This is a genomic window from Arthrobacter sp. Z1-9 (genome assembly GCF_054792695.1).
Genome location: NZ_CP096456.1, coordinates 2,416,316 through 2,439,392 on the forward strand (window position 1 = coordinate 2,416,316; position 23,077 = coordinate 2,439,392).

A 23,077-nucleotide genomic window follows, 5' to 3' on the forward strand; every position below is an offset into this window, starting at 1 on the left:
GATTCCGGGGTCAGAGCAGTGCGCTTCCTGTCCGGACGAGGACGTGCCCGCGCGGACCTGTGAGGCGGAACCAGCGGCCGGCGCGGTAGAGCTTCTGGTCGCCGTCTGCGAGGAAACCCAGGGCCAGGGCTGCGAAGGCTGCTCCTGCCGGCACGCCGGAGTCATCCAGTTCCCTGCCCCACACGGCCGCCCGGGCGTTGTTGACGATCAGCGCGCCCGGCTTATCGGGGACAATTCCGGCCACTTCTGCCATGCCGGCCTCTGCGGCCTGCCGCAGCGCTGCATCGCTGCGTAAACCCAGCAGCTCCCACCCGCTCCTGGGGGCGCCGACCCCGGTCCAGGACTCGGTGACGGTGGACGGCGGAACCGGCAGCTCGACGTCGTCCTCCCCTGCCCGTGCGAGCCGGTCCAGAACCGCTGCGAGGGGCACCGTGACGTCCGTGCCTGACTCCTCCGCCAGCGCCATCGTGCGCAGTCCGAGGATGGTGGGAGTTGATTCACCCAGCACGCGCGGCCGCAGCACGCAGACGTAGGCGGCAAGGACGGAACCTGCGGCCTGAAGGCGGATGGCGCCGTCGTCAATGGATTTGGCGCGGGTGGCGAAGGTCTTCAGGTCGGCGAGATCGCGGGGATCGACGAAGCGGAAGGACGAGGTGAGAAGATCAGACACACCAAGAACACTACCGGCTGCACCATTGTTGAGCAGTGCCGGGGTGCCGTCTAGAGTCGAACCATGACTAAAGCCGACGCCGGACTCCTGGCGCTCCCCAGCGGTGACCCCACCTCATCGCTCATCTCCCTTCTTGACCTCGGTGAGCTGGAGGGAGCCCGGACGGACGAGGACATCTTCCTGGGCCCGTCGCAGCAGCAGCCCCATCACCGGGTCTTTGGCGGCCAGGTGCTGGCGCAGTCACTCATTGCCTCCATCAGGACGGTGGATCCAAGCCGGTTTGTCCATTCCATGCACGGTTATTTCCTTCGTCCGGGTGATGCCAACAAGCCCATCACCTTCGGTGTGCAGCGACTCCGTGATGGCCGGTCCTTTTCAGCCCGCCGTGTCCATGCCTACCAGGAAGGCGTGCCCATCCTGTCGATGATCGCCTCCTTCCAGGGCGAGGACGAAGGAGTCGAGCACGAATCCGTGATGCCGAGCGGTATTCCCGACCCCGAGTCGCTGCCCAGCACGGCTGACCTGCTGGGAAAGTTCGACCATCCCGTGGCGCGGCATTGGGCGTATGAGCGGCCCTTCGACATCCGGCACGTTGATCCGCCGCTGTACGTGTCAGCGAACGGTGAGCGGGAAGCACGCAATGCCGTGTGGATGAAAACTTTTGGCCCCATGCCGGACAACCCCAACCTGCACCGCGCTGCCCTTGCGTACGCCAGTGACTACACCCTGCTGGAATCCATCCTGCGCCGCCACGGGCTGAGCTGGATTACTCCGGGAATGAACGTTGCCAGCCTGGATCACGCGATGTGGTGGCACCGGCCCGCACGGGTGGATGAATGGCTGCTGTATGTCCAGGAGTCACCAAGTGCACAGGGTGCCCGCGGACTGGCGACCGGCAAGATCTTCAACCAGGCCGGTCAGCACGTGGCCTCGGTGGCGCAGGAAGGTATGGTCCGCGTGCCCACCGACCTGAAGAACAAGGTGGTGGGCGCCTTCCAGTCCAAGGTGCTGGAGCACCAGATCCGCAAGGCTTCCCGCGACTAGCCTTGGAGCTTTCTCCCCGGCAATGCAAACAGGCCGGCGCCCGTGGGTGCCGGCCTGTTTTTGCCTGCTGCCTTAGCCGCTGATGGCGGCTGCGGTTGTGTCAGTCGCGGGTGAGGCGGCGGTGCGTCACCCGGTGCGGCTTGGCCGCGTCCGGACCCAGCCGCTCCACCTTGTTCTCCTCGTAGGATTCGAAGTTGCCCTCGAACCAGTACCACTTGGAGGGGTTTTCCTCGTCGCCTTCGTAGGCCAGGATGTGTGTGGCCACCCGGTCCAGGAACCAGCGGTCGTGCGAGACCACCACGGCGCAGCCCGGGAACTCCAGCAGCGCGTTTTCCAGGCTGCTAAGAGTTTCGACGTCGAGGTCGTTGGTGGGCTCGTCGAGGAGCAGCAGGTTTCCGCCCTGCTTGAGGGTCAAGGCAAGGTTCAGACGGTTGCGCTCACCACCGGAGAGCACGCCGGCCTTCTTCTGCTGGTCAGGTCCCTTGAACCCGAAAGCTGCAACGTAGGCACGGGAGGGCATTTCCACGTGGCCGACCTGGATGAAGTCCAGGCCGTCCGAGACGACCTCCCACAGGGTCTTGTTGGGGTCGATGCCGCCGCGGCTCTGGTCCGCGTAGGAGATCTTGACGGAGTCACCGATCTTCAGGTCGCCGCCGTCGAGCGGCTCCAGTCCGACGATGGTTTTGAACAGCGTGGTCTTGCCGACGCCGTTGGGACCGATAACGCCGACGATGCCGTTGCGGGGCAGGCTGAAGGACAGTCCGTCGATCAGGGTCCGGTCCTCGAAGCCCTTCTGCAGGTTTTTGGCCTCCAACACCAGGCCACCCAGGCGGGGTCCCGGCGGGATCTGGATTTCTTCGAAGTCAAGCTTGCGGGTCCGGTCTGCTTCTGCCGCCATCTCCTCATAGCGGGCGAGGCGGGCCTTGGACTTGGTCTGGCGGCCCTTGGCGTTGGAGCGGACCCATTCCAGTTCCTCGCTGAGGCGCTTCGCCTGCTTGGCATCCTTCTTGCCCTGGATTTCCAGGCGTGCCCGCTTCTTCTCCAGGTAGGTGGAGTAGTTGCCCTCGTAAGGGTACAGGTGGCCGCGGTCCACTTCGGCGATCCACTGGGCCACGTGGTCCAGGAAGTAACGGTCGTGGGTGACGGCCAGGACTGCGCCTGCGTAGGAGGAGAGGTGCTGTTCGAGCCACAGCACACTCTCCGCGTCCAGGTGGTTGGTGGGCTCGTCCAGGAGCAGCAGGTCCGGCTTCTGCAGGAGCAGCTTGCACAGGGCCACGCGGCGGCGCTCACCACCGGAGAGGTTGGTGACGTCGGCGTCCGCAGGCGGGCAGCGGAGCGCGTCCATTGCCTGCTCCAGCTGGGAGTCCAGGTCCCAGGCGTCCGCGGCGTCGATGGCTTCCTGCAGGTGTCCCATCTCTTCGAGGAGGGTGTCGTAGTCAGCATCCGGGCTGGCCATTTCCTCGGAGATTTCGTTGAACCGCTGGATCTTGCCGTAGATCTCCCCCACGCCTTCCTGGACGTTGCCCAGGACGGTTTTTTCTTCATTCAGGGGTGGTTCCTGGAGGAGGATGCCCACGCTGTAGCCGGGGCTAAGCCGGGCCTCACCGTTGGAGGGGGTGTCCAGCCCGGCCATGATCTTGAGGATGGTGGACTTACCGGCACCGTTCGGGCCCACAACACCGATCTTGGCGCCGGGAAAGAAGGACATGCTTACGTCGTCAAGAATGAGTTTTTCGCCAACGGCTTTGCGGGCCTTGGTCATTGTGTAGATAAATTCCGCCATGCTTCCAAATCTAATGGGTTAGCGGGCATATCTCACATTCGGGGAACCAGGATCAGGAGCCTACAAAGCACTTGCCGCTAGCCAGTACCGGAAGGACCGACACTGTTACGGCACCGTCGCGGACCTGGCCGATGACGCAGTCGCTGCCCTGGAGCACGGAGGCTTCGATGGCATCGGCTTCCAGGCCGGTGGGGGTCCGGCTCTGCGAAACCTGCAATGCTGCCGGGTCCACTCCCGCTCCCGTCAGGGCTTCGGTCACCTGAACCGTAGCGGGCTTGGGAGATCCCGCGGCCAGCCGGCCAAGGACGTCCGTGACGGTCTTTTTGACCGTTTCCGTGGCGGCCTCCGGTTTGTCAGTCCGTTGCCCTCCGGAGGCATCCGCCAGCGGTGCAGCCGATGTTTCTGTGACACCGGGACCGGTTGCTGGCCCGGCTGCGGGTGACGCCGCAGTTGCCGGCTCAGCCGCGCCGGGCTGGAGATCCTGCACCCCGCCCACGCACCCGGACAAGGCGGCTGCCAGCGCGGCGCAGGTCATCGCCGCAAGCACGCGGCGTGCGGCAACTTGCCTGGATTCGGGAGGAGCAGCAGATGATGCGCCGGCGGTAGTGTTCTGCCGGTGGTCAGGGCTGGTCCGCATGGTGCCATTCTGCCATGGGCTCCGGTACCGGTTTCACAACCTTGGCGGGCAGGTCGCAGCCGGGGGGTGCCGCGGTCCTGCCCGCCAAGGGATCCAAGGGGGACGTTGATAGAGGGGATTTCTAGACTCCGGATTCGGCGAGTTCCCCCGTTTCCAGGTCCAGGGCGACCAGGTCGCCGTTGCTGTCTTCGACGAAAGCTGCAGCAGGATCGCCGCCGTCCAGGTCCTCTTCGCTGTCCTCCGGCTCGTCGAAGGGTCCGTCCACGCCGGAACGGGGTTCGCCGTGGATGGGAGACTCCTGCTCCACGAGCGACAGGATTGGTTTTGTGGAGGACCGGATGAAGTTGGCCGTGCCCCAGGTGAGGTCATGGCCCACGGAATCAGCATCTATGACGTGTGAGTAGTAGACCCTGCCCTCCCTTTCCCAACTGCGGATCTTCAGCTTGCCAACCACGATGACCGGCTGGCCTTTCCTTATGCTGCAACCCATGCTTTCCGCCAGGTGGCGGTAGCCCTGGACGGTGAACCAGTTCGTGTGGCCATCGGCCCAGGTGCCGGATTCCTTGTCGAAGCGGCGGGAATTGGATCCGATGCGGAAAGAAGCGGTGGCCACTCCCCCTGGTGTGGTGGAGCTTTTGATCTCGGTGGCAACGAAGCCCCGGATCGTTATGGTGTCGCTCATCTTTACGTCCTGTCTTCATGTGGTGATGCCCTAGCAGGCAAGACCAGCATCCCGCCTGCAACGACCCCGGGAGCAGGGCGTACTCTCGCTATGTGCACAACCAGCATCCGGATCGGCATGTGGAGGAAAAGTCAGGCGCTCCATGTCCCTGAAAGCGCGGGGACTTCCGGCAATGTAAACTTTTTGAGGTGCCGGATTTCGACTCCGAAACCATTGCCTCAGTAGCTCAGGGGATAGAGCAGCGGCCTTCTAATCCGCCGGTCGGGGGTTCGATTCCCTCCTGGGGCACCTTTGGACAGCGGCTCTGGCCTGCGGAGACGCAAGCCAGGGCCGCTTCTGGTTTCCTATACGCCTCACGTGCATCTGCTCCAGCTCAAGTCTGGCGGCGGGTTTCCGCTTCATTCCCGCTGCGGCCAGCCGCCTTTACATGGGGCGCCTCCTGAGGGGAAAAGCACCCGCGGTGGCTCGGCGGGGTGCCTTGCGCCAGGCCCCGCGGTCCAGCACCACAGTTGCCAGAACCGCGAGAACGACGACGACGAAGTAGATCAATTCCACGCGGACGGCTGCGGCTCCGGTGAAGCCGAAGGAACCCATGGTGAACGTGCCCTGGCTGTTGTGGAACAGGAGCGTCAGCAGCACGCTGCCGTCCGTGCGGTTGAAAAGCCACACGTAGAGGAAGGTGATGGCAAACGTCGTCGGCAGTCCGATCAGGCTTAGCCCGCCAAAGAGGACCAGCGGCAGGTGCCACAGGGCCACGAGGACGCCCAGAATACCTGCGGACAACAGCGGAGGACGGGACACCTGGAGCAGCGGGAGGGCGTAGCCGCGGAACCCGGGTTCCTCGCCCAGGGGCCCGTCCAGCGGATTGACCAGCCGGACCGCAAAAACGGTCAGCAGCCCGCTCCACGTCAGCTGTGCCAGGCCCGGGGCGGAGGCCCCGAGCGCCATGGTGATGAGCCCCGCGGCCAGGACAAGCACGCCGGGAAGGAGAAGCGCCACGGCGTACCACACCCACCCGACGCGCCAACGTATGAGCCGCCGTCCCCAGGTGCGGAAACCGGCGCGGCCCTCGGCCAGGGCGATGACGATCATCGCCGCGGCCAGCGGACCGACCGGCAGGAATTCCATACGGGGAAGCAGCCCTGACGCATAAGCGGGCAACGACGCCCAGGAAATCGCGTAAGTCAGGACAAAGAAAGCCAAAAGCCTATGGTGTTTTAGCCAGCCCGTGGATCGGCGCATGACGGCTCCGAACAGTCACTGCAACGTGCTCCCATTGTCCGCGCCGGCACCCCTGCCCGCCAGTGCCGGCGCAGGACGCTAGGAGTGCAGCCGGTGCGGCGCTTCCAGGAGGGAACGGACCACGCTGCCGGCGGCACCCAGCAGGGCCCCGCCCTCGCCCACCGCGGCGGTGGTGATGTGTTCCGGGAGTACTTTTCCGGGGGCGTACCGGGCCAGGCTTTCGACCAGCGGCGGACGCAGCCAGCGCTCAAGGACTGCGAAGTGCCCGCCCAGCACAACGGCCCTGATGTTGGTAACCCGTGACGTGGAGGCAATCGCGACGCCCAGTGACCGCCCGGCGCGATGCACGGCCAGCACTGCGTCCGGCTTCTCCGCAGCGAGCGCCTGCACCAGGGCGGACATGCTTTCCGACCTCGCCTGCCGCTTTCCTTCAATTCCCGCGGCGGCAAAAATCGCGTCCTGCCCGGCTATCGTCTCCAGGCAGCCCGTACCACCGCACGAACATGGACTGCCCTCAGGGTCGACCACAATATGGCCCACCTCCCCCGCATGCCCTTCCGGGCCCGTGAAAAGCTCCGACCTGATAACCAGCCCGCCGCCAACACCCACCTCGCCGGAGATGAAGAGGAAGTCCTGCTTGCCGTGAGGACCGTGGGCCAGTTCAGCCAGGGCAGCAGCATTGGCCTCATTGAAGAGCGTGACACCCAACGGCAAGCCGGGTAGCAGCTGGGCAACGTCCAGCTTTTCGTCCACCCAACCCAGGTTGGGGGCAGTGATGACAGTTGCAGAGCCGGCATCCACGAGTCCGGGAACGGCCAGTCCTCCGCCCAGAACCTCCATGCCCTTGGCCGCGGCCGCCGCCCGGACCTCACCGGCCAACGAAGCGAGGGCAGCCATCACAGGCGCACTTGCAGTGTCGCGGTTGTTCCGTTCACGAATCTCCTGCACCACCACAACCCCGGAAAGACTGGTGGCGCCGGCAGCTATGTAGTCGACGTTGATTTCCATCCCCATCACGCCCCGCGCGGGGTTCAATTCCAGTCCGACGCCCGGCCGGCCGCGCTCGCCCTGGGGGTTCAGGCCAATTTCGTGCAGAATGCCCGCTTCGAGAAGGTCGAGCACAATGCTTGACACGGACGCCTTGGTGAGCCCCGTGGCTGCTGCAATCTGCGCCCGGGTCAGGTGGAACCCGGGCGGGGACTGTGCCACTGTGCCCAGGACAAGGGCAAGGTTGCTCCGGCGCACGTCGCCCATGCTCCCTGGGGTGGCGGCGTCGGACGCTGTCGCCGTTGCCGTGGTCGCCATGGCCGGCCTCCTCGTACTCAATGCGGGACCGTGAATTGCGTTCCCCTTGCTATTGACCTTAGCGTAATCACGCTTATATAGTTCAAACCCTGAACTAACTCGCCGGACCGACGGCGATACACTACTGCAAGGACGCATCATGACTCTTTCCCCGACCCCCGCTGAGAAGTTCACTTTTGGTCTTTGGACTGTTGGCTGGACCGGTGCTGACCCGTTCGGTGTTGCTACCCGTGCGGCGCTGGATCCGGTGGAGGCGGTGCACCGGCTCGCCGAGCTGGGCGCGTACGGCATCACCTTCCATGACAATGACCTGGTCCCGTTTGAGGCCACGGCCTCGGAGCGGGAGCTGATCCTGAAAAACTTCAAGGCGGCCCTGGCCGAGACCGGTCTGAAGGTCCCGATGGTGACCACCAACCTCTTCAGCCACCCGGTGTTCAAGGACGGCGGGTTCACCTCCAACGACCGTTCCATCCGCCGCTTTGCCCTGGCCAAGGTCCTGCGCAACATCGATTCCGCCGCCGACTTCGGCGCCGAAACCTTTGTCATGTGGGGCGGGCGCGAGGGCAGCGAATACGACGGGTCCAAGGACCTTTCCGCGGCCCTGGACCGGATGCGCGAGGGCGTGGACACCGCCGCCGCCTACATCAAGGACAAGGGCTACAACCTCCGAATCGCGCTGGAGCCCAAGCCCAACGAACCCCGCGGCGATATTTTCCTGCCCACCGTCGGGCACGGCCTGGCGTTCATCGCCCAGCTCGACCACGGCGACATCGTGGGACTGAACCCCGAAACCGGGCACGAGCAGATGGCCGGGCTGAACTTCACCCACGGCATCGCCCAGGCCCTCTGGGCCGGCAAGCTGTTCCACATCGACCTCAACGGCCAGCGCGGCATCAAATACGACCAGGACCTCGTCTTCGGCCACGGCGACCTCACCAGCGCGTTCTTCACCGTGGACCTGCTCGAAAACGGCTTCCCCAACGGCGGCCCCCGCTACGACGGCCCCCGGCACTTCGACTACAAACCCTCCCGCACCGACGGCTACGACGGCGTCTGGGAATCCGCCAAAGCCAACATGAACATGTACCTGCTCCTGAAAGAACGCGCCCTGGCCTTCCGCGCCGACCCCCAGGTCCAGGAAGCCCTCACCGCCTCCGGCGTCTTCGAACTCGGCCAAACCACCCTCACAGCAGGCGAAACCGCCACCGACCTCCTCAACGACACCACCGCCTTTGAGGACTTCGACGCCGACAAAGCAGCCGAACGCTCCTTCGCCTTCGTCCGCCTCAACCAACTCGCCATCGAACACCTCCTCAACGCACGCTGACCATGGCACTCGTAGCAGGCATCGACAGCTCCACCCAGTCCTGCAAAGTGGTGATCCGCGATGCGGACACCGGAGCACTTGTCCGTGAAGGCAGGGCCAGCCACCCGGAGGGCACCGAAGTCCACCCGGACCACTGGTGGGCAGCCCTGCAGGAGGCGATCACAAAGGCCGGCGGACTGGACGACGTGGCCGCGGTTTCCGTCGGGGGCCAGCAGCACGGGATGGTCTGCCTGGACAGCGACGGCCGGGTGATCCGGCCTGCGCTCCTCTGGAATGACACCCGGAGTGCCGGCGCCGCCGCTGACCTGATCAAGACGGCCGGTGACGGCGACCCTGCCGCCGGCGCCAGCTACTGGGCCGGTGCCACAGGCACCGTCCCGGTAGCGTCGCTGACGCTCACGAAGCTGCACTGGCTGGCCAAGAATGAGCCGGAGAACGCGGCGAAGGTTGCGGCGGTCTGCCTGCCGCACGACTGGCTGACCTGGCGGCTTCTGGGCTACGGCGAGGGCAGCGGACCGGGAAGCCTGAAGGCACTGACCACGGACCGGTCGGACGCCTCCGGTACGGGTTATTATTCGACGGCGGCGGGCCGGTACCTTCCAGAAGTCCTGGAGTCGTCACTGGGGCACGTCCCGCTGCTGCCCGAAGTGCTGGGCCCGCTGGACGTCGCGGGCAAGACTCCCGCCGGCGCCCTCGTGGCCGCAGGCGCCGGGGATAACGCCGCAGCGGCGCTGGGCGTTGGTGCCGGCGTAGGCGATGTGGTGATGTCGCTGGGCACGTCCGGAACGGTCTTTGCCGTGTCCGGTACACCCGCGGCCGATTCGTCCGGGCTGGTGGCAGGGTTCGCCGACGCCGCCGGGAATTACCTGCCGCTGGTGTGCACGCTCAACGCCACCCGGGTTTTTGATGCCACCGCAGCCCTGCTGGACGTCAGCCTGCCGGAGTTCACCGAGCTGGCGCTCTCCGCCGAAAGCGGTGCCGGGGGCTTGACCCTTGTGCCCTATTTTGACGGCGAGCGCACGCCAAACCTGCCCGATGCCACAGGTTCCCTGCACGGGATTAACCGTCACAACTACACCGCGGCGAACCTTGCGCGCGCCGCCGTCGAGGGCGTGGTGTGTTCGCTCGCGGACGGGCTGGCGGCCCTTCAACAGCAGGGAGTCGAGGCCAGGCGGATCATCCTGGTGGGCGGCGGGGCACAGTCCGCGGCCGTGCAGGAGGCGGCAGCGCAGCTGCTGGGAATCGAGGTCACCGTGCCGCGTCCCGGGGAATACGTAGCCGACGGCGCCGCGCGCCAGGCCGCTGCGGCACTCACGGGGCAGTTTCCGCAATGGGCGCTCGACGCCGTCGACCTCCCCGCAGGGCAGGACGACGGCGGGGTGCTGGCCCGCTACCGCAGGTGCGCCTCGTTGTACGCCTAGGGATCCTCCAAGCAAAAGGCCCCGGACCGCGCGATGCGGTCCGGGGCCTTTTGGGGTGGGGCGCAGGCTCCTGCCGTGACGTAGCAGGAGCCCGCGGTCTGGACAGGACATCCAGAGTGTGTCAGGCGTACGGGAGGACAAGCTCCGCGTAACGCTCCTTCACTGTGGCCAGGACGGTGTTGCCGTCCGTGTCCCAGATGTCCTGATTGAAAATTTCCACTTCGATGTCACCGGTGTAGCCAGCATCCCGTACCCAGGTGCCGATGGTGGCAAAGTCAACGACGCCGTCGCCCATGTATCCACGGGACAGCAGGGGATCGGCGGCGATGGGCATGTTGAAATCGCAGACCTGGTAGGAGGCGATGCGGTTCTCCCGGCCGGCACGTTCGATCTGGGCTTTGAGCTCGGGATCCCACCAGACATGGAACGTATCGACGGCGACACCCACCGTTGAGGCATCGAACGGCGCTGCGAGGTCCAGGGCCTGTCCCAGCGTGGAGATCAGGGCACGGTCCGCCGCGTACATCGGGTGCAGCGGCTCCAGGACCAGGCGGACCCCGTTTTCCTCGGCGAACGGAGCGAGGTCGGCGAGGCGGTCCGCGACGCGCCGGCGCGCGGCCACCACGTCCTTCTCCCCCGGCGCCAGCCCGCCGACAACAAGGAACAGTTCCTTGGTGCCCAGGGCCACAGCTTCCAGGATGGCGGCGCGGTTGTCGGCCAGTGCGGCGGCCTGCCCATCCGGGTCGGCAGCGGTGAGGAATCCGCCGCGGCACAGGGACGAGACGCGCAGGCCGGCGTCCTTGATCAGGCGGGCCGCCTTGTCCAGGCCGGCCTCCTCCACCCGGTCCCGCCAGGGCCCGATGGACGGGATCCCGGCGTTGACGCAGCCCTCGACAACCTGGGCAAGGGTCCACTTCTTGGTGGTGGCGCTGTTGATGGCGAGGCGGGAGAAAGTGGAAGATTCTGAGTTCATTGTCATGCTCCCACCCCGTTAATGCGCAGGTAGTCGGACATCCGGAAAGCGGCGAGCGCCGGGTCCCGCAGCAGTCCGGCCTGGTCTGCCAGTTCAAACGTCTTGGCGAGGTGGCACACGGACCGGCCGGAGTGCAGGCCGCCCACCATCTGGAAGCCCTGCTGCTTGCCGTTGAGCCAGGACATAAACGCGATCCCAGTCTTGTAGTAGAACGTGGGGGCGCTGAAGATGTGCTTGCCGAGTTCCCGGGTGGAGTCCAGGATTTCCCGTGCCTTGGCGGCGTTGCCGGCCTCGTAGTTCTGCAGGGCCACTGAAGCTGCCGGGTAGATGGCGGCGAAGATGCCCAGGAGGGCGTCGGAGTGGTGGGTGCCGTCGCCGTCGATCAGTTCGGGGTAGTTGAAGTCGTCGCCGGTGTAGAGGCGGACGCCTTCGGGGAGCGCGGCGCGGAGGGCTACCTCGTGGCTGGCGTCGAGCAGGGAGACTTTGACGCCGTCCACCTTCGCCGCGTTGTCCTTGATGAGCCCGAGGAAAGTGTCGGTGGCCGTCGCGACATCATCCGAACCCCAGTAGCCGGCGAGGGCGGGATCGAACATGGTGCCGAGCCAGTGCAGGATGACCGGCTGGTCCACTTCCTGCAGCAGGGTGGAGTACACCTTCAGGTAGTCCTCGGGGCCGCCGGCAACCTTGGCCAGGGCACGCGAGGCCATGATGATGACCTTGGGTCCGGCCTCGCTGATCACGGCAATCTGCTCGCGGTACGCCTCAAGGACGGCCTTGAGTCCTGCTTCGCCGACGGGCAGGGAATCGATGTCCAGCTGGTCGGTGCCGGCTCCGCAGGACACGAGGTCCCGGACGGACTTGCCGGCCGTGGCCGCGCTGCCGGACGAGACCACCGAGGCGGCCTCGACTCCGGTGCGCTTGATGAGCTGCTGGGTGGCGGCCCAGTCCAGGCCCATGCCGCGCTGGGCGGTGTCCATGGCATCGGCAACGCCCAGGCCGTAGGACCACAGCTCGTGGCGGTAGGCCATGGTGGCTTCCCAGTCCAGCCGGGCCGGCGCGCCGGGGGTGTTGTCGGCCAGGACCTCGGGGATGACATGGGCTGCGGCGTAGGCGCGGCGGGCTGTCAGCGGGGCGGCGGGACGCGCCCAGGACACAGCGCCCTGCAGCCGGTATTCCCTGGTGCCGCCGTCGTGGGAGGGAAGGATGAGTGAGGTCATTAGAGCGTGATCTCCGGGATGTCGATGGTGCGGCGTTCGTCGTTGGACTGCAGGCCGAGCTCCGCGAGCTGGACACCGCGGGCGGCGGACAGCAGGCCAAAGCGGTGTTCGCGGCCGGCGACGACGTCGCGGAGGAACTCTTCCCACTGCAGCTTGAAGCCGTTGTCCAGCTCGGCGTTGGCGGGGACTTCCTGCCACTGGTCGCGGAAGGATTCCGTGACGGGCAGGTCCGGGTTCCAGACCGGCTTGGGGGTGTGCGCACGCTGCTGGGCAACGCACTTGTTCAGGCCTGCGACGGCGGAGCCATGGGTGCCGTCGATCTGGAATTCCACGAGCTCGTCCCGGTAGACGCGGACCGCCCAGGAGGAGTTGATCTGTCCGATGACCGGGTCGCCGGCGGGGGTCTCGAGTTCGAAGATGCCGTAGGAGGCGTCATCGGCGGTGGCCTTGTACTCCTTGCCGGCTTCGTCCCAGCGTGCGGGGATGTGGGTGGCGGTCTTGGCGTTGACGCTCTTGACCTTGCCGATGATGCCTTCAAGGACGTAGTTCCAGTGGCAGAACATGTCCGTGGTCATTCCGCCGCCGTCTTCCTTGCGGTAGTTCCAGGACGGGCGCTGCGCTGCCTGGACGTCGCCTTCAAAGACCCAGTAGCCGAATTCGCCACGGATGGAAAGGATGCGGCCGAAGAAGCCTTCGTCCACCAGGCGGCGGAGCTTGACCAGGCCGGGGAGGTACAGCTTGTCGTGGACCACGCCCGCCGTCACGCCGGCTTCCTTGCCGATGCGGGCCAGTTCGATGGCTTCCTCAAGGGTCTCGGCCGTGGGCTTCTCGGTGAAGATGTGCTTTCCGGCGAGCATGGCCTTCTTGAGGGTGGCAGCGCGGAGGCTGGTCATGGAGGCGTCAAAAACGATGTCGACGGTGGGATCGTTGATCACGGCTTCGAGGTCGGTGCTCCATTCGGAGACCTTGTGCTTTTCGGCCAGCTCACGGATCTTGGCTTCATTGCGGCCCACCAGGATGGGCTCAACCTGGACGCGCGTGCCGTCCTCCAGGGTGAAGCCGCCGGCGTCCCGGATCGGGAGGATGGAGCGCAGCAGGTGCTGGCGGTAGCCCATGCGGCCGGTGATGCCGTTCATGGCGATGCGGATCGTTTTTGTTTCGAAGCCCATGTGTCCTCCACGGTGAGTGAGCAGTAGTACTCAAGCTGATTGGGAAAGCGCATTCCCACTACATCCATGATGCACCTGGGCGGAGGTATTGGCAAGCGCTTTCCGGAAAGGGTTTGAAACTGCCATAATGTGAGCACGCTTACTGTCCCTTTATAGCCCACCAGGAGTTGCTGTGGCTGCAAGTACCCTTACCGAGGTGGCACGGCTGGCCGGAGTGTCGCCGGCCACCGCCTCGCGCGTCCTCAACGGTTCCGCGCGCAAGCCCGGCCCGGACATCGCGGACAGGGTCCGGCAGGCTGCTGATTCCCTGGGCTACATCCCCAATGCGCAGGCACAGGGCCTGGCGAAATCCAGCTCCGGCCTGATCGGCCTGATCGTCCACGACATCGCCGATCCTTACTTCGCCGCCATTGCCAGGGGCGTGCAGGAAGCAGCACGGGAGCAGCGCAAAATGGTGCTGCTGGCCACCACCGGCGGAGCGCCGGCAGAGGAGAAGGAGGCGGTGGCAGCTTTCGCAGCGCGCCGCGCCGATTCCATCGTGATTGCGGGCTCCCGCTCGTCCCAGCCGGAAAACCGGGAGGGCAATGCCGAACTTGCTGCCGAACTGGACAGGTACTGCCGCAACGGCGGCCGGGTAGCGGTAATCGGCCACCCGGTAGTCGGCGCAACGGTCAAGGAGGGCTACCACGTCGTGGCAGTGCCCAACGAGGAGCTCGCCGCAGCGCTGGCGGGCAAACTCGCCTCGGGCTGGGAAGGTGACTTTGTGATCATCGGCGGACCTGAGGGGCTTTTCACCTCGGATGACCGGGTGCGTGGTTTCCAGGCGGGCCTGGCGGCCGCGGGACGTGAACCTGCGGACATCCTGCGGACTGCCTTCAACCGGGCGGGCGGCTACGAGGCCGGCCTCAAGCTCGCCGGGCTGATCAAAGCACGGCAGGCGGGGGACGCGGATGCGCCGGGCGGCAGGAAGATCTGCATCTTTGCCGTCAATGACGTGATGGCCATCGGCGCTGCGGCTGCACTCCGTTCAGAGGGGCTTCGCATCCCCCGCGACGCCATCATCGCCGGATTCGACGACATCGAAACACTCCGCGATTTCCGCCCGGCGCTCTCCACGGTCCGCCTGCCGCTCGAAGAGATCGGGCGCCTCGCCACCCGTGCCACGGCTCCGGCAGCTGCTGCCGCGGGAGAAGAACCTGAATCCGGCGGAGCGGAATCCAGCGGCGCCGAAGCGGGCCGGGCAGACAATGCAGGAGCCGACGGCGTGGGGCCGCATCCGATCACGGGCGAAGTGACGCTGCGCCGCAGCACCGAGACGGCTGCCTGACCGTGGCGCCCCGACTCACAGTTGTCTCGTCCCGTAGCAGCGCCGCCGGCGACCGGCCCGCAGTCCTTGTCCTCCCCGGAGGCGGCTACGCCCGGCAGGCCGACCATGAAGCGGAGCCTGTTGCTGACTGGCTCGCCGGGCTGGGCATTCACGCCTTTGTCCTGCGGTACCGGGTGGCCCCCGACCGGCACCCGGCGCCGCTGGAGGATGCCAAGCAGGCCATGCTTCACATCCGGGACGGCGCACACGGGCTCGCTGTCGACGGTGAACGCGTAGGCGTACTCGGGTTTTCCGCCGGCGGACACCTTGCGGCAACGCTCTCCACAGCGGTGGCTACCGGCAGCGCCGACCTCGACGTTCCCGCGGCCGTTCCCGACCTCACGGTCCTGTGCTACCCGGTGGTTTCCTACACCCGGGACGTGCACCAGGGTTCGGTGGAGAACCTCCTCGGCGACGCGCCGCCGTCGGACATCCTCGCGGAGCTGTCAGCGGAACAGCAGGTCACCCGTGAAACGCCGCCTGCGTTCCTGTGGCACACCGCCGACGACGCTGCCGTACCGGTGAGCCACAGCCTGGGCTACGCAGGTGCCCTGCTCAGCGCCGGCGTGCCCGCTGAGCTGCACGTTTTTCCGCACGGACGCCATGGGTTGGGCCTTGCCGACGGCGAGCCCGGGCCCGATCAGTGGAGCTCGCTGTGTGCGGGCTGGCTGGGCCGGGCCGGGTGGACCCGCCCCTCCTGATCCCCGCATGGTCAACCGGGAAGTGCTTGGTGCCATCCGCGCCGGGCTCCGTGAAGCGGCGGATCCGGTGCGTGCTGCCGGTGCGCAGGCGCACATGAAATCACCCATGCCGTTCCTGGGCGTACGGGTTCCGGATGTGCGCCGGCTGACGGCGGCGGCAGCCGCGCGGTATCCGTTCGAGTCGGCCCGCGAGCAGCGAGCCACCGTATTGGAATTGTGGCGCAACGCGGAGTTCCGCGAGGAACGTTATGCGGATATCGACCTGACCGGCGGCAAGCTGGTGGCTGCGGACCTGCAGATGCTCCCGGTTTACGAGGAGATTATCCGCACGGGGCCTGGTGGGACTTCGCCGACGGTGTGCCGGCCGGCTCTGCTCCCTGCTGCAGGCACAGCGTGCAGAAATGTCAGCGGTAATTCTGCGCTGGAGCACGGACCCGGACTTCTGGATCAGGCGGGCTTCGATCACGGCCCAGCTGAAAGCCAAAGCCGATACCGGTCCCGAACTTTTGTGCCGGGTCATCGAGGCGAACCTGGCCCACCCCGAGTTTTTTCATCAGGAAAGCCTAGATGACGGGGCGTTCCACCACCGGATCGGGACTCTTCCGGAAGAGGCTTCGGGTGCGGGGATCCCAGAAGATCAGGTAGAGGCCGAACAGCAGGCCGGTCACGGCAGCGGCGACGCGCGCCAGGGCAAGCGCCAAGCCCAGGTCCGCGGTCTGAAGGTAAGGGAAAACCTCCAGCTGGTCCGAAATCGCGTAAATCATAAAGAACGAGACCACAAAGTAGAGGGCCTTGACCTGCCAGTCGTTGCGGATGCCCGTGACGGCAAACAGCGGAATGAGCCACACCACGTACCAGGACTGGATCATCGGCGCCAGGAAGACTATGGCTGCGAAGGCGAGAGTCAGCCGACGGATCAGGCGGTCGTGCTCACCGCGGAAGATCTGCCAGGCGACGATGCCCACTGCCAGCAGCTTCCCGGCGTCGAACACCCAATCCGCGAGGACCCACCCGTCCAGCCCGAACGAGTTGCCCAGGGAGGCCACCACCATTCCGATCAGCCCCACCGGCGCGTACCAGATGAAGATGCTCCCCGGAGCCGAGAGCCCGTTGATCCAGCCGAAGCCGAAACCGTTCACGAGGCTCATCAGGGCCAGGATCCCGAGGCTCAGTCCTGCGGTCAGCCCCCAATAGGCGAATTTTCGGAGCCAGCCTGCGTTTTTCCCCGCCCACAGCAGTCCGATGAAGGGCAGGAAAACAATGGTGATGGGTTTGACGGCGATCGAGAGTGTCACCAGGACGATGCCCCGGACCACGCGGCGGGTGGCCGCGTAGTAAAGGCCGGCCAGCGCCAGCCCGATCATGAGCGCGTCATTATGGACGCTGGCGATGAAGTTGGTGAGGAAGAGGGGGTTGGCGACTGTGAGCCAGAGGGCCCGGTGGGGATTGACGCCGTGCAGTTCGGCAAGCTTGGGAACATAGATCACGCAGAGGACCACTCCGGCCACGGCCACCAGCCGGAACAGCATCACACTGGTTTCAGGCTGGACGTTGGTGACCCACACGATGAACTGCTCAATCCACAGGAACAGCTGTCCGTACGGAACAGGGGCCTCGGTCCACATCTTGTCCGCACCGAGCTGGAAGTAGTTGGATAACGCGGAAATGCCGTTCTCGTACGGGTTGAAGCCCTCCACCATCAGGCGGCCCTGGCCGATGTAGGCGTAGACGTCGCGGCTGAACAGCGGCACGGTGAACATCATGGGCAGCCCCCAGGCGACCACTGCCATCAGGGTCGCCTTGCGGGCTTCTTCTCCCCACACCCGGACGCGCTGGCCCAGCCGGAGCCAGGCGCGCACCAGGAGCATCCCGCCAACCGCCAGCAGAACAATGGACAGGGCCACCCCTGCTGCTTCTGCACGCATCCAAATGAACAGCGGCATCCGCCGAAGCTCCGAAACGGGGGCGAGCCAACCCACTCCCAAGGACCCGACCAGCATTAACATTGAGCCCACGAATCCGGCCAGGAGCGGTGAACGGGGATTGTCGACGTCGGCCCCCACTGCTGCGGCAGTGTCCACGGCCGTCAGCTCCCCCGCTGCGGGCACAGGCGCCGTCATGTCAGGATCGTCCAATCTCTTGGGTTTGCGCTCTTGGCTTGGCGCGGTTCTGCCCCGCGGGCTACATGGCCGGCCGGGGCGGGTTACAACGACAGCAAGTGGTCCCGCCGTGTACCCGAAATCCTAGCACCGGCAGGCGGCCGGGAGGTGTAACGGTAGGCTGGTCCGGTGCCTATATCTAACGAACGAATCGTCTGGATCGACTGCGAAATGACCGGTCTGGACATCAAGAATGACGCCTTGATCGAGGTGGCGGCCCTGGTCACGGACTCCGAGCTGAACATCCTTGGTGACGGGGTGGACGTAGTGATCAAACCCGACGACGCGGCCCTGGCCCAGATGAACGACTTCGTCCGGGACATGCACACCAAATCCGGGCTGCTCAAAGAACTCCCCCACGGCACCACCATGGCCGCGGCCGAGGCGGCCGTTATGGAGTACATCGAAAAATGGGTACCGGACCCCCGGAAGGCACCCCTGGGAGGCAACTCGGTAGGCACCGACCGCGTCTTCCTTTCCCGCGACATGCCGTCCGTCGTGGAGCACCTGCATTACCGCGTCATTGACGTCAGCACCATCAAGGAACTCTCCCGCCGCTGGTTCGCCAGGGCCTACTTCCAGTCGCCGGCAAAGAAGGGCGGCCACCGCGCCCTGGGGGACATCAAAGATTCAATCGATGAACTCCGCTACTACCGGGAGGCCGTTTTCGTGCCGCCGCCCGGACCGGACAGCGCCACGGCACAGCAGATCGCGAAGCGCATCACCGCTGCCGGCGATCCCCAGCAGCCGGAAGCGTAATCTGCGCCACGTTTGCAGGAAATTTCAATGAAATCGGCAAAAGTGGACAAAGCACCCTCGGCGAGCAGGTAAGCTATTTGAGTTGCCTTTCCAGGGAGCCGGTTCGCCGGTAAATCTGCAGGGCGCATGGTGGGCTTAGCTCAGTTGGCAGAGCGCCTGGTTGTGGTCCAGGAGGTCGCGGGTTCAACCCCCGTAGCTCACCCTCACAGGATGGTACTTACAGCCGTCCCAAAAGGAGGCTGCACCGGATATCCGGTGCGGCCTCCTTTCTTTTGCACAAGATACCGCCGAAGGACCGTGGGATGACTGTTCTGCCAATCACCATCTGGGGAGAGCCCGTGCTGCACCGCAGGGCAGCCGAGGTGGAAGTTTTCGACGACGAACTGCGTACCCTTATTGCCGACATGTTCGAAACGAACGACGCAGCCAACGGCGTGGGCCTTGCGGCCCCCCAGATTGGGGTGGGCAAGAGGATCTTCGTCTACAAATTCGCCAATGATGACGGCGCTCCCCCCACCGGTGTGCTGGTCAACCCGGTCCTCACGCTGTCCAAAATCTCCGGGGCAGTCCCCGACCCCGACGAGGAAGAGGAAGGGTGTCTGTCCTTCCCCAGCGGGCAGTACCCGCTCAAGCGCGCCGAGTGGGCGCGCGTGGAGGGCTTTGACGGCTATGGGCAGCCGGTCAAGTTCGAGGCGACGGGCTGGTTCGCCCGCGTTATGCAGCATGAATACGACCACCTCGACGGCAAGCTCTACGTCAACCGCTTGCTGGACCGCTACGCCCGCAAGGCCATGAAGCAGGTCAAGAAAAACGGCTGGGGCGTTCCCGGGCTGACCTGGATGCCGGGCGTGGACCCGGACCCATTCGGCCATTAGGCCCGACGGCGGGCCGCCGCCCTGGTGCCCCGGCGGGCAGAGCGCGGGTTCAGAAGGCAGTGTGCGGGTTCAGAAGGCAGCGCGGGGTTCAGCGGGCAGTGTGCGGGTTCAGCGGGCTGCCACAGTCTGCTGGTCCGGGCAGGAGCCCAGCACCCGCTTCATGGCATCCTTTTCCGCCTCGGTGACCCACAGGCCGTAAGCTGCCTTGACGGAGATCTGGCGGGCCACGTAGTGGCACCGGATTGACTTGTTTTTGGGAAGCCATGTGGCGGCATCGCCGGCACTTTTCTGCTGGTTGGCCGGCCCGTCTGCTGCAATGAGGTTCAGGGGATCGTTGGCAAGGCTTTGGCGCTCCCCTGCCGTCAGCCCCTGGGCACCTTTCTGCCAGGCGTCCGCCAAGGGAACTACATGGTCTATCTGGACGGCCCGGCTGCTTTCGGAGCCCCGGCGGAAGTCCACGAACTGTCCGATGTACGGTTCATGGAGGGAGCCGGCTGCAACACGGCACTTGGACCCTTCCATAAAGACCACATCCGTAAGGTCCCGCCGCAGGATGTCGTTGCGGGTATCGCAGCCGTTGCGGTCAACGTCCTGCCAGGCTTGGCCGAAAGCCTCCCGGCTGTAGCTGTCCTTGGCGGCGCGTCCCTTCACGGCCAGTCCTTCCAGTGCCGAGAGGGCCGTTCCTGGGGGCACCGGATGCACCGGCACAACCGGCTTCATCCAGCCGGGGTCAAAGACGGGAGCTTCTGTGGGCCCGGAAGCGGCGGGCTCCGCTACGGCAAACTGGCCGGCGGTGAAGAACCAGAACAGGGCCGCCAGCGCCGAGAGGGCAGCAACTGCGAGTACTCCCCATGCCTGGCGGGAACGACGGCGGGCACGTCGGTAGGCGGACCAGCTCACGGTCATGGGGTTCCTGCCCTTCCGGTACGTTTCTGCACCAGAAGAGCCTAGGACAGCAGGCTGCCATCCCCGCCGATATCCACATTGTGGAGGGCGAGTGAAAGGTCACACCAGCAAAAGCTACTGCTCCCGCATCACCCGCCGGAGGTCCTCCTCGGCGATGGCCAGGAGTCCCTCAAGCTGCCGCACCCGGTCCTCGCCGACGTCGCCCGCTGCATGGGCGGCGCGGGCGCCTTCAAGCAAGCGGACAGCCTCTTTGTGGTTGGCCTTTGCCACATCCAGTGCGTGTTCCAGGGTAGTTTCGTGCTGGAGCGTCGAATCTTTATCCATGGCACAAGTGTGGTCCCGTTTCCCGGCTGATTCCAGAGAGCCAGCCGGGAAATCGAGATTGGCCGGTGGGGGTGGATCAGACGGAAATTGCGGCCAGGGCTGCGGCCGATTCCTTGGCCGGGAAGGACGGCGGGTTAACACCGGCCATTTCCTCCATGACGCGGACCACCTGGCAGCTGTAGCCGAACTCGTTGTCGTACCAGACGTAGAGCACCAGGTTCTTTTCGTTGGAGATCGTGGCGAGACCGTCAACGATGCCCGCACGGCGGGAGCCAACGAAGTCCGTGGAGACCACCTCGGGTGAGTCGATGTAGTCGATCTGCTTGCGCAGGTCCGAGTGCAGCGACATTTCCCGCAGGTATTCGTTGACCTCGTCCTTGGTGGTTCCGTTTTCCAGGCTCAGGTTCAGGATGGCCAGAGAAACGTCCGGGGTGGGGACGCGGATGGAGCTGCCAGTGAGCTTGCCGAGCAGTTCGGGCAGGGCCTTGGCCACGGCCTTGGCTGCTCCGGTTTCAGTGATCACCATGTTCAGCGCTGCCGAACGGCCACGGCGGTCGCCCTTGTGGAAGTTGTCAATCAGGTTCTGGTCGTTGGTGAAGGAGTGGACCGTCTCGACGTGGCCGTGGACCACGCCGAACTTGTCGTTGATGGCCTTCAGGACCGGGGTGATGGCGTTGGTGGTGCAGGAGGCCGCGGACACGATCTGGTCGGTGTCTTCGATGGTGCGGTGGTTGATGCCGTGGACAATGTTCTTCAGCTCGCCCTTGCCCGGGGCGGTCAGCAGCACCCGTGCCACACCCCTGCTCTGCAGGTGCTGGGACAGGCCTTCGGCGTCACGCCAGCGGCCGGTGTTGTCCACCACCAGTGCGTTGTTGATGCCGTAGGCGGTGTAGTCGATGGTGGCCGGGTTGTCCGAGTAGATGACCTGCACCTGTACGCCGTTGGCGGTGATGGTGTTGGCTGCCTCGTCAACGCGGATGGTGCCCTCGAAGGAACCGTGCACCGAGTCGCGGCGCAGCAGGCTGGCGCGCTTGGACAGGTCGTTGTCGGAGCCCCTGCGGACTACGATGGCGCGCAGGCGCAGGCCGTGGCCGCCGCCTGCCTTTTCGATCAGGAGGCGGGCCAGGAGCCGTCCGATGCGGCCGAAGCCGTACAGCACGACGTCGGTGCTGGTGCGGTCGTCACCGCCGCGCTTGCCCACGATCTCGGCGAGTTCCTCACGGAGGAATTCCTCCAGCGTGGCGTCGCCGCCCTCTTCCTTGAACTTCTGGTTCAGCCGGGCAATATCGATCGCCGCCGCACCGAGCTCCAGCCCCGCCAGGGTGTTCAGAAGCGGAGCGGTTTCCTCCAGCAGCAGCTCATCCTTGCTCATCCTGCGCGCAAAGCGGTGCGCCTTGAGGATGTTCATGGTGGACTTGTTGATCAGGCTCCGGCCATGGATGCTCGTCACCACGTTGTTCTCGCGGTAAAGCCGGCCAATCACCGGAATCATGGCCTCGGCGAGGGCCTCCCGGCCCATCCACGTATCAAGACAAGAATCTGACGTCTGGCTCACAGAAATACCTTCCTCGGTTCAGCCGCGTACGTCCTCGTACACGGATGTCGGCCACCTGATGGTGTCCAGGGGCACCGGCACCTGCGGGGATTGTCCCCCAGGTGCCTGGATCGTGTGCAAAAGAAAACCGCCGGCTGCGAACGCAACTCCGGCGGAAGAACTCCTGCGTCCGGTATCCATTCTAATTTGGCAGACTGCCCCGGGGCGGCCCGAGCCGCGTGAAATCACTCACACCCGGGTCTTCCGGCGGCGCTTTTGGCGCCGCCTTAGTTATGGATGGCGGAGTAGAGGTTGAGGCTGGCGGAGAAGACCACCCAGGAGAAGTAGGGCAGAACCAGCAGCCCGGCAGCGGTGTTGACGGGCCCGAACCGCAGAATGAGGAGGCCCAGGACCAAAGCCAACGCTCCGATAACCCCGAGAGCCATCCACAAGGCGGCTGCCCCGAGCATGGGGTACATACCAAAAAACGTTATGGGCCAGGCAAGGTTGAGCAGGAGCTGGAAGACATACATGCGGGCAAGGGACCCGGCCAGCGCTCCGGTCCGCCAGACCAGCCAACCGGCCACGGCGATCCCGGCGTACAGCGAAAGCCAGGCGGCGCGGAACATCCATCCTGCCGGCATCCACGGGGCCTTGACCGAGCCGGCAAACCAGCCATTGGAGTTGAGGATGATCGGGATGGAGGCGAGCATGCAGACGGCATATGAAATGGCAAGGAAACCTATCAGGGCGACGACTTGCCTGCCCCCGGAAGGAACCGGCCGCACGGCGGCCCCCGGCCCGGATTGTCCATCAGTATTAGAGGGCACGATTCAGCATCCCCAACACAGCTTCCAAGGTCAAACCGGTTAGCTGGATGGTTTGGCCGGGCGCGACCCGGGAACGGACCCGGTGAAGATGAGGGCGCAGTCGCTGCTCATTGCCGAGAGGCAGGCTGGTACGATCACAACGCTCCAAACGCC

21 protein-coding genes, 2 tRNA genes and 2 pseudogenes are annotated in these 23,077 nt (G+C 65.4%); 11 read left to right on the plus strand and 14 right to left on the minus strand.

Annotation, left to right across the window (positions count from 1 at the left end; genetic code table 11):
- Nucleotides 1-10: 10 nt before the first annotated feature.
- Nucleotides 11-670, minus strand: a complete 660-nt coding sequence (locus M1D93_RS11155; protein ID WP_461171626.1) for a hypothetical protein — start codon at nt 668-670, stop codon at nt 11-13.
- Between the two features lie 63 nt (nt 671-733).
- On the opposite strand from M1D93_RS11155, the gene M1D93_RS11160 reads away from it, so the two are divergent.
- Nucleotides 734-1,714 (plus strand): acyl-CoA thioesterase, encoded by a 981-nt coding sequence (locus tag M1D93_RS11160; RefSeq protein WP_461171627.1) that lies wholly within the window; start codon nt 734-736, stop codon nt 1,712-1,714.
- A 100-nt stretch (nt 1,715-1,814) separates the two neighbouring features.
- Here the strand turns inward: M1D93_RS11160 and ettA are convergent, their stop codons facing one another.
- From ettA to M1D93_RS11175, 3 genes are all read right to left on the minus strand, one after another.
- Nucleotides 1,815-3,497: an energy-dependent translational throttle protein EttA gene (gene ettA / locus M1D93_RS11165; protein ID WP_461171628.1), complete on the minus strand. Its 1,683-nt coding sequence runs from the start codon at nt 3,495-3,497 to the stop codon at nt 1,815-1,817.
- Nucleotides 3,498-3,549: 52 nt separating this feature from the next.
- On the minus strand, nt 3,550-4,134 hold the full coding sequence (locus tag M1D93_RS11170) for a DUF6993 domain-containing protein (RefSeq protein WP_461171629.1): 585 nt from the start codon (nt 4,132-4,134) through the stop codon (nt 3,550-3,552).
- A 121-nt stretch (nt 4,135-4,255) separates the two neighbouring features.
- Nucleotides 4,256-4,816: a single-stranded DNA-binding protein gene (locus M1D93_RS11175; protein ID WP_461171630.1), complete on the minus strand. Its 561-nt coding sequence runs from the start codon at nt 4,814-4,816 to the stop codon at nt 4,256-4,258.
- Between the two features lie 215 nt (nt 4,817-5,031).
- Between M1D93_RS11175 and M1D93_RS11180 the strand changes: the two genes are divergently transcribed.
- Nucleotides 5,032-5,104 (plus strand) — tRNA-Arg (locus M1D93_RS11180).
- A 135-nt stretch (nt 5,105-5,239) separates the two neighbouring features.
- Here M1D93_RS11180 and M1D93_RS11185 read toward each other — a convergent pair.
- Both M1D93_RS11185 and M1D93_RS11190 read right to left on the minus strand, forming a co-directional pair.
- Complete coding sequence (locus M1D93_RS11185) at nt 5,240-6,019, minus strand: CPBP family intramembrane glutamic endopeptidase (RefSeq protein ID WP_461171631.1); 780 nt, start codon at nt 6,017-6,019, stop codon at nt 5,240-5,242.
- 117 nt (nt 6,020-6,136) lie between these two features.
- On the minus strand, nt 6,137-7,363 hold the full coding sequence (locus M1D93_RS11190; RefSeq protein WP_461171632.1) for an ROK family protein: 1,227 nt from the start codon (nt 7,361-7,363) through the stop codon (nt 6,137-6,139).
- Nucleotides 7,364-7,502: 139 nt separating this feature from the next.
- On the opposite strand from M1D93_RS11190, the gene xylA reads away from it, so the two are divergent.
- Both xylA and xylB read left to right on the plus strand, forming a co-directional pair.
- Entirely contained in the window at nt 7,503-8,690 is a 1,188-nt protein-coding gene (xylA, locus tag M1D93_RS11195; protein WP_461171633.1) for a xylose isomerase, read from the plus strand.
- A 2-nt stretch (nt 8,691-8,692) separates the two neighbouring features.
- A complete protein-coding gene (gene xylB, locus M1D93_RS11200) occupies nt 8,693-10,111 on the plus strand; it encodes a xylulokinase (protein ID WP_461171634.1) in 1,419 nt (472 codons plus the stop codon).
- Nucleotides 10,112-10,232: 121 nt separating this feature from the next.
- Here xylB and M1D93_RS11205 read toward each other — a convergent pair whose 3' ends face one another.
- The 3 genes from M1D93_RS11205 to M1D93_RS11215 are packed head-to-tail and all read right to left on the minus strand — an operon-like array spanning nt 10,233 to nt 13,470.
- Nucleotides 10,233-11,090, minus strand: a complete 858-nt coding sequence (locus M1D93_RS11205) for a sugar phosphate isomerase/epimerase family protein (RefSeq protein ID WP_461171635.1) — start codon at nt 11,088-11,090, stop codon at nt 10,233-10,235.
- On the minus strand, nt 11,087-12,301 hold the full coding sequence (locus tag M1D93_RS11210; RefSeq protein WP_461171636.1) for a dihydrodipicolinate synthase family protein: 1,215 nt from the start codon (nt 12,299-12,301) through the stop codon (nt 11,087-11,089). Before M1D93_RS11210 ends, M1D93_RS11205 begins: the two co-directional genes overlap by 4 nt.
- Nucleotides 12,301-13,470: a Gfo/Idh/MocA family protein gene (locus M1D93_RS11215; protein WP_461171637.1), complete on the minus strand. Its 1,170-nt coding sequence runs from the start codon at nt 13,468-13,470 to the stop codon at nt 12,301-12,303. The genes M1D93_RS11210 and M1D93_RS11215 overlap by 1 nt, the downstream gene beginning before the upstream one ends.
- Nucleotides 13,471-13,642: 172 nt before the next feature.
- Between M1D93_RS11215 and M1D93_RS11220 the strand changes: the two genes are divergently transcribed.
- From M1D93_RS11220 to M1D93_RS11235, 4 genes and pseudogenes are all read left to right on the plus strand, one after another.
- Nucleotides 13,643-14,797 carry a LacI family DNA-binding transcriptional regulator gene (locus M1D93_RS11220; protein ID WP_461171638.1) on the plus strand — a complete coding sequence of 385 codons (1,155 nt, stop codon included), beginning with the start codon at nt 13,643-13,645 and terminating at the stop codon, nt 14,795-14,797.
- Between the two features lie 2 nt (nt 14,798-14,799).
- Nucleotides 14,800-15,537 carry an alpha/beta hydrolase gene (locus M1D93_RS11225; protein WP_461171639.1) on the plus strand — a complete coding sequence of 246 codons (738 nt, stop codon included), beginning with the start codon at nt 14,800-14,802 and terminating at the stop codon, nt 15,535-15,537.
- A gap of 94 nt (nt 15,538-15,631) precedes the next feature.
- Nucleotides 15,632-15,808: pseudogene (locus M1D93_RS11230) on the plus strand (DNA alkylation repair protein); the annotation flags it as partial.
- A gap of 130 nt (nt 15,809-15,938) precedes the next feature.
- Nucleotides 15,939-16,040, plus strand: a pseudogene (locus M1D93_RS11235) (DNA alkylation repair protein); the annotation flags it as partial.
- Between the two features lie 60 nt (nt 16,041-16,100).
- Here the strand turns inward: M1D93_RS11235 and mptB are convergent.
- Complete coding sequence (gene mptB / locus M1D93_RS11240; protein ID WP_461171640.1) at nt 16,101-17,657, minus strand: polyprenol phosphomannose-dependent alpha 1,6 mannosyltransferase MptB; 1,557 nt, start codon at nt 17,655-17,657, stop codon at nt 16,101-16,103.
- 168 nt (nt 17,658-17,825) lie between these two features.
- Between mptB and orn the strand changes: the two genes are divergently transcribed.
- The 3 genes from orn (at nt 17,826) to def (ending at nt 19,330) form a co-directional block, all read left to right on the plus strand.
- Nucleotides 17,826-18,455, plus strand: coding sequence for an oligoribonuclease (gene orn / locus M1D93_RS11245; protein WP_430225594.1), 630 nt, complete (start codon nt 17,826-17,828; stop codon nt 18,453-18,455).
- Nucleotides 18,456-18,584: 129 nt separating this feature from the next.
- Nucleotides 18,585-18,657, plus strand: a tRNA-His gene (locus M1D93_RS11250).
- A gap of 100 nt (nt 18,658-18,757) precedes the next feature.
- Nucleotides 18,758-19,330 (plus strand): peptide deformylase, encoded by a 573-nt coding sequence (def, locus tag M1D93_RS11255; protein ID WP_461171641.1) that lies wholly within the window; start codon nt 18,758-18,760, stop codon nt 19,328-19,330.
- A 108-nt stretch (nt 19,331-19,438) separates the two neighbouring features.
- On the opposite strand, the gene M1D93_RS11260 is transcribed toward def, so the two are convergent.
- From M1D93_RS11260 to M1D93_RS11275, 4 genes are all read right to left on the minus strand, one after another.
- Complete coding sequence (locus M1D93_RS11260; protein ID WP_461171642.1) at nt 19,439-20,236, minus strand: HNH endonuclease family protein; 798 nt, start codon at nt 20,234-20,236, stop codon at nt 19,439-19,441.
- 114 nt (nt 20,237-20,350) lie between these two features.
- Complete coding sequence (locus tag M1D93_RS11265; protein WP_461171643.1) at nt 20,351-20,560, minus strand: hypothetical protein; 210 nt, start codon at nt 20,558-20,560, stop codon at nt 20,351-20,353.
- Nucleotides 20,561-20,636: 76 nt separating this feature from the next.
- Nucleotides 20,637-22,079 (minus strand): glyceraldehyde-3-phosphate dehydrogenase, encoded by a 1,443-nt coding sequence (locus M1D93_RS11270; protein WP_461174998.1) that lies wholly within the window; start codon nt 22,077-22,079, stop codon nt 20,637-20,639.
- Between the two features lie 302 nt (nt 22,080-22,381).
- Nucleotides 22,382-22,807, minus strand: a complete 426-nt coding sequence (locus M1D93_RS11275; RefSeq protein ID WP_461171644.1) for a TspO/MBR family protein — start codon at nt 22,805-22,807, stop codon at nt 22,382-22,384.
- Nucleotides 22,808-23,077 lie beyond the last annotated feature (270 nt).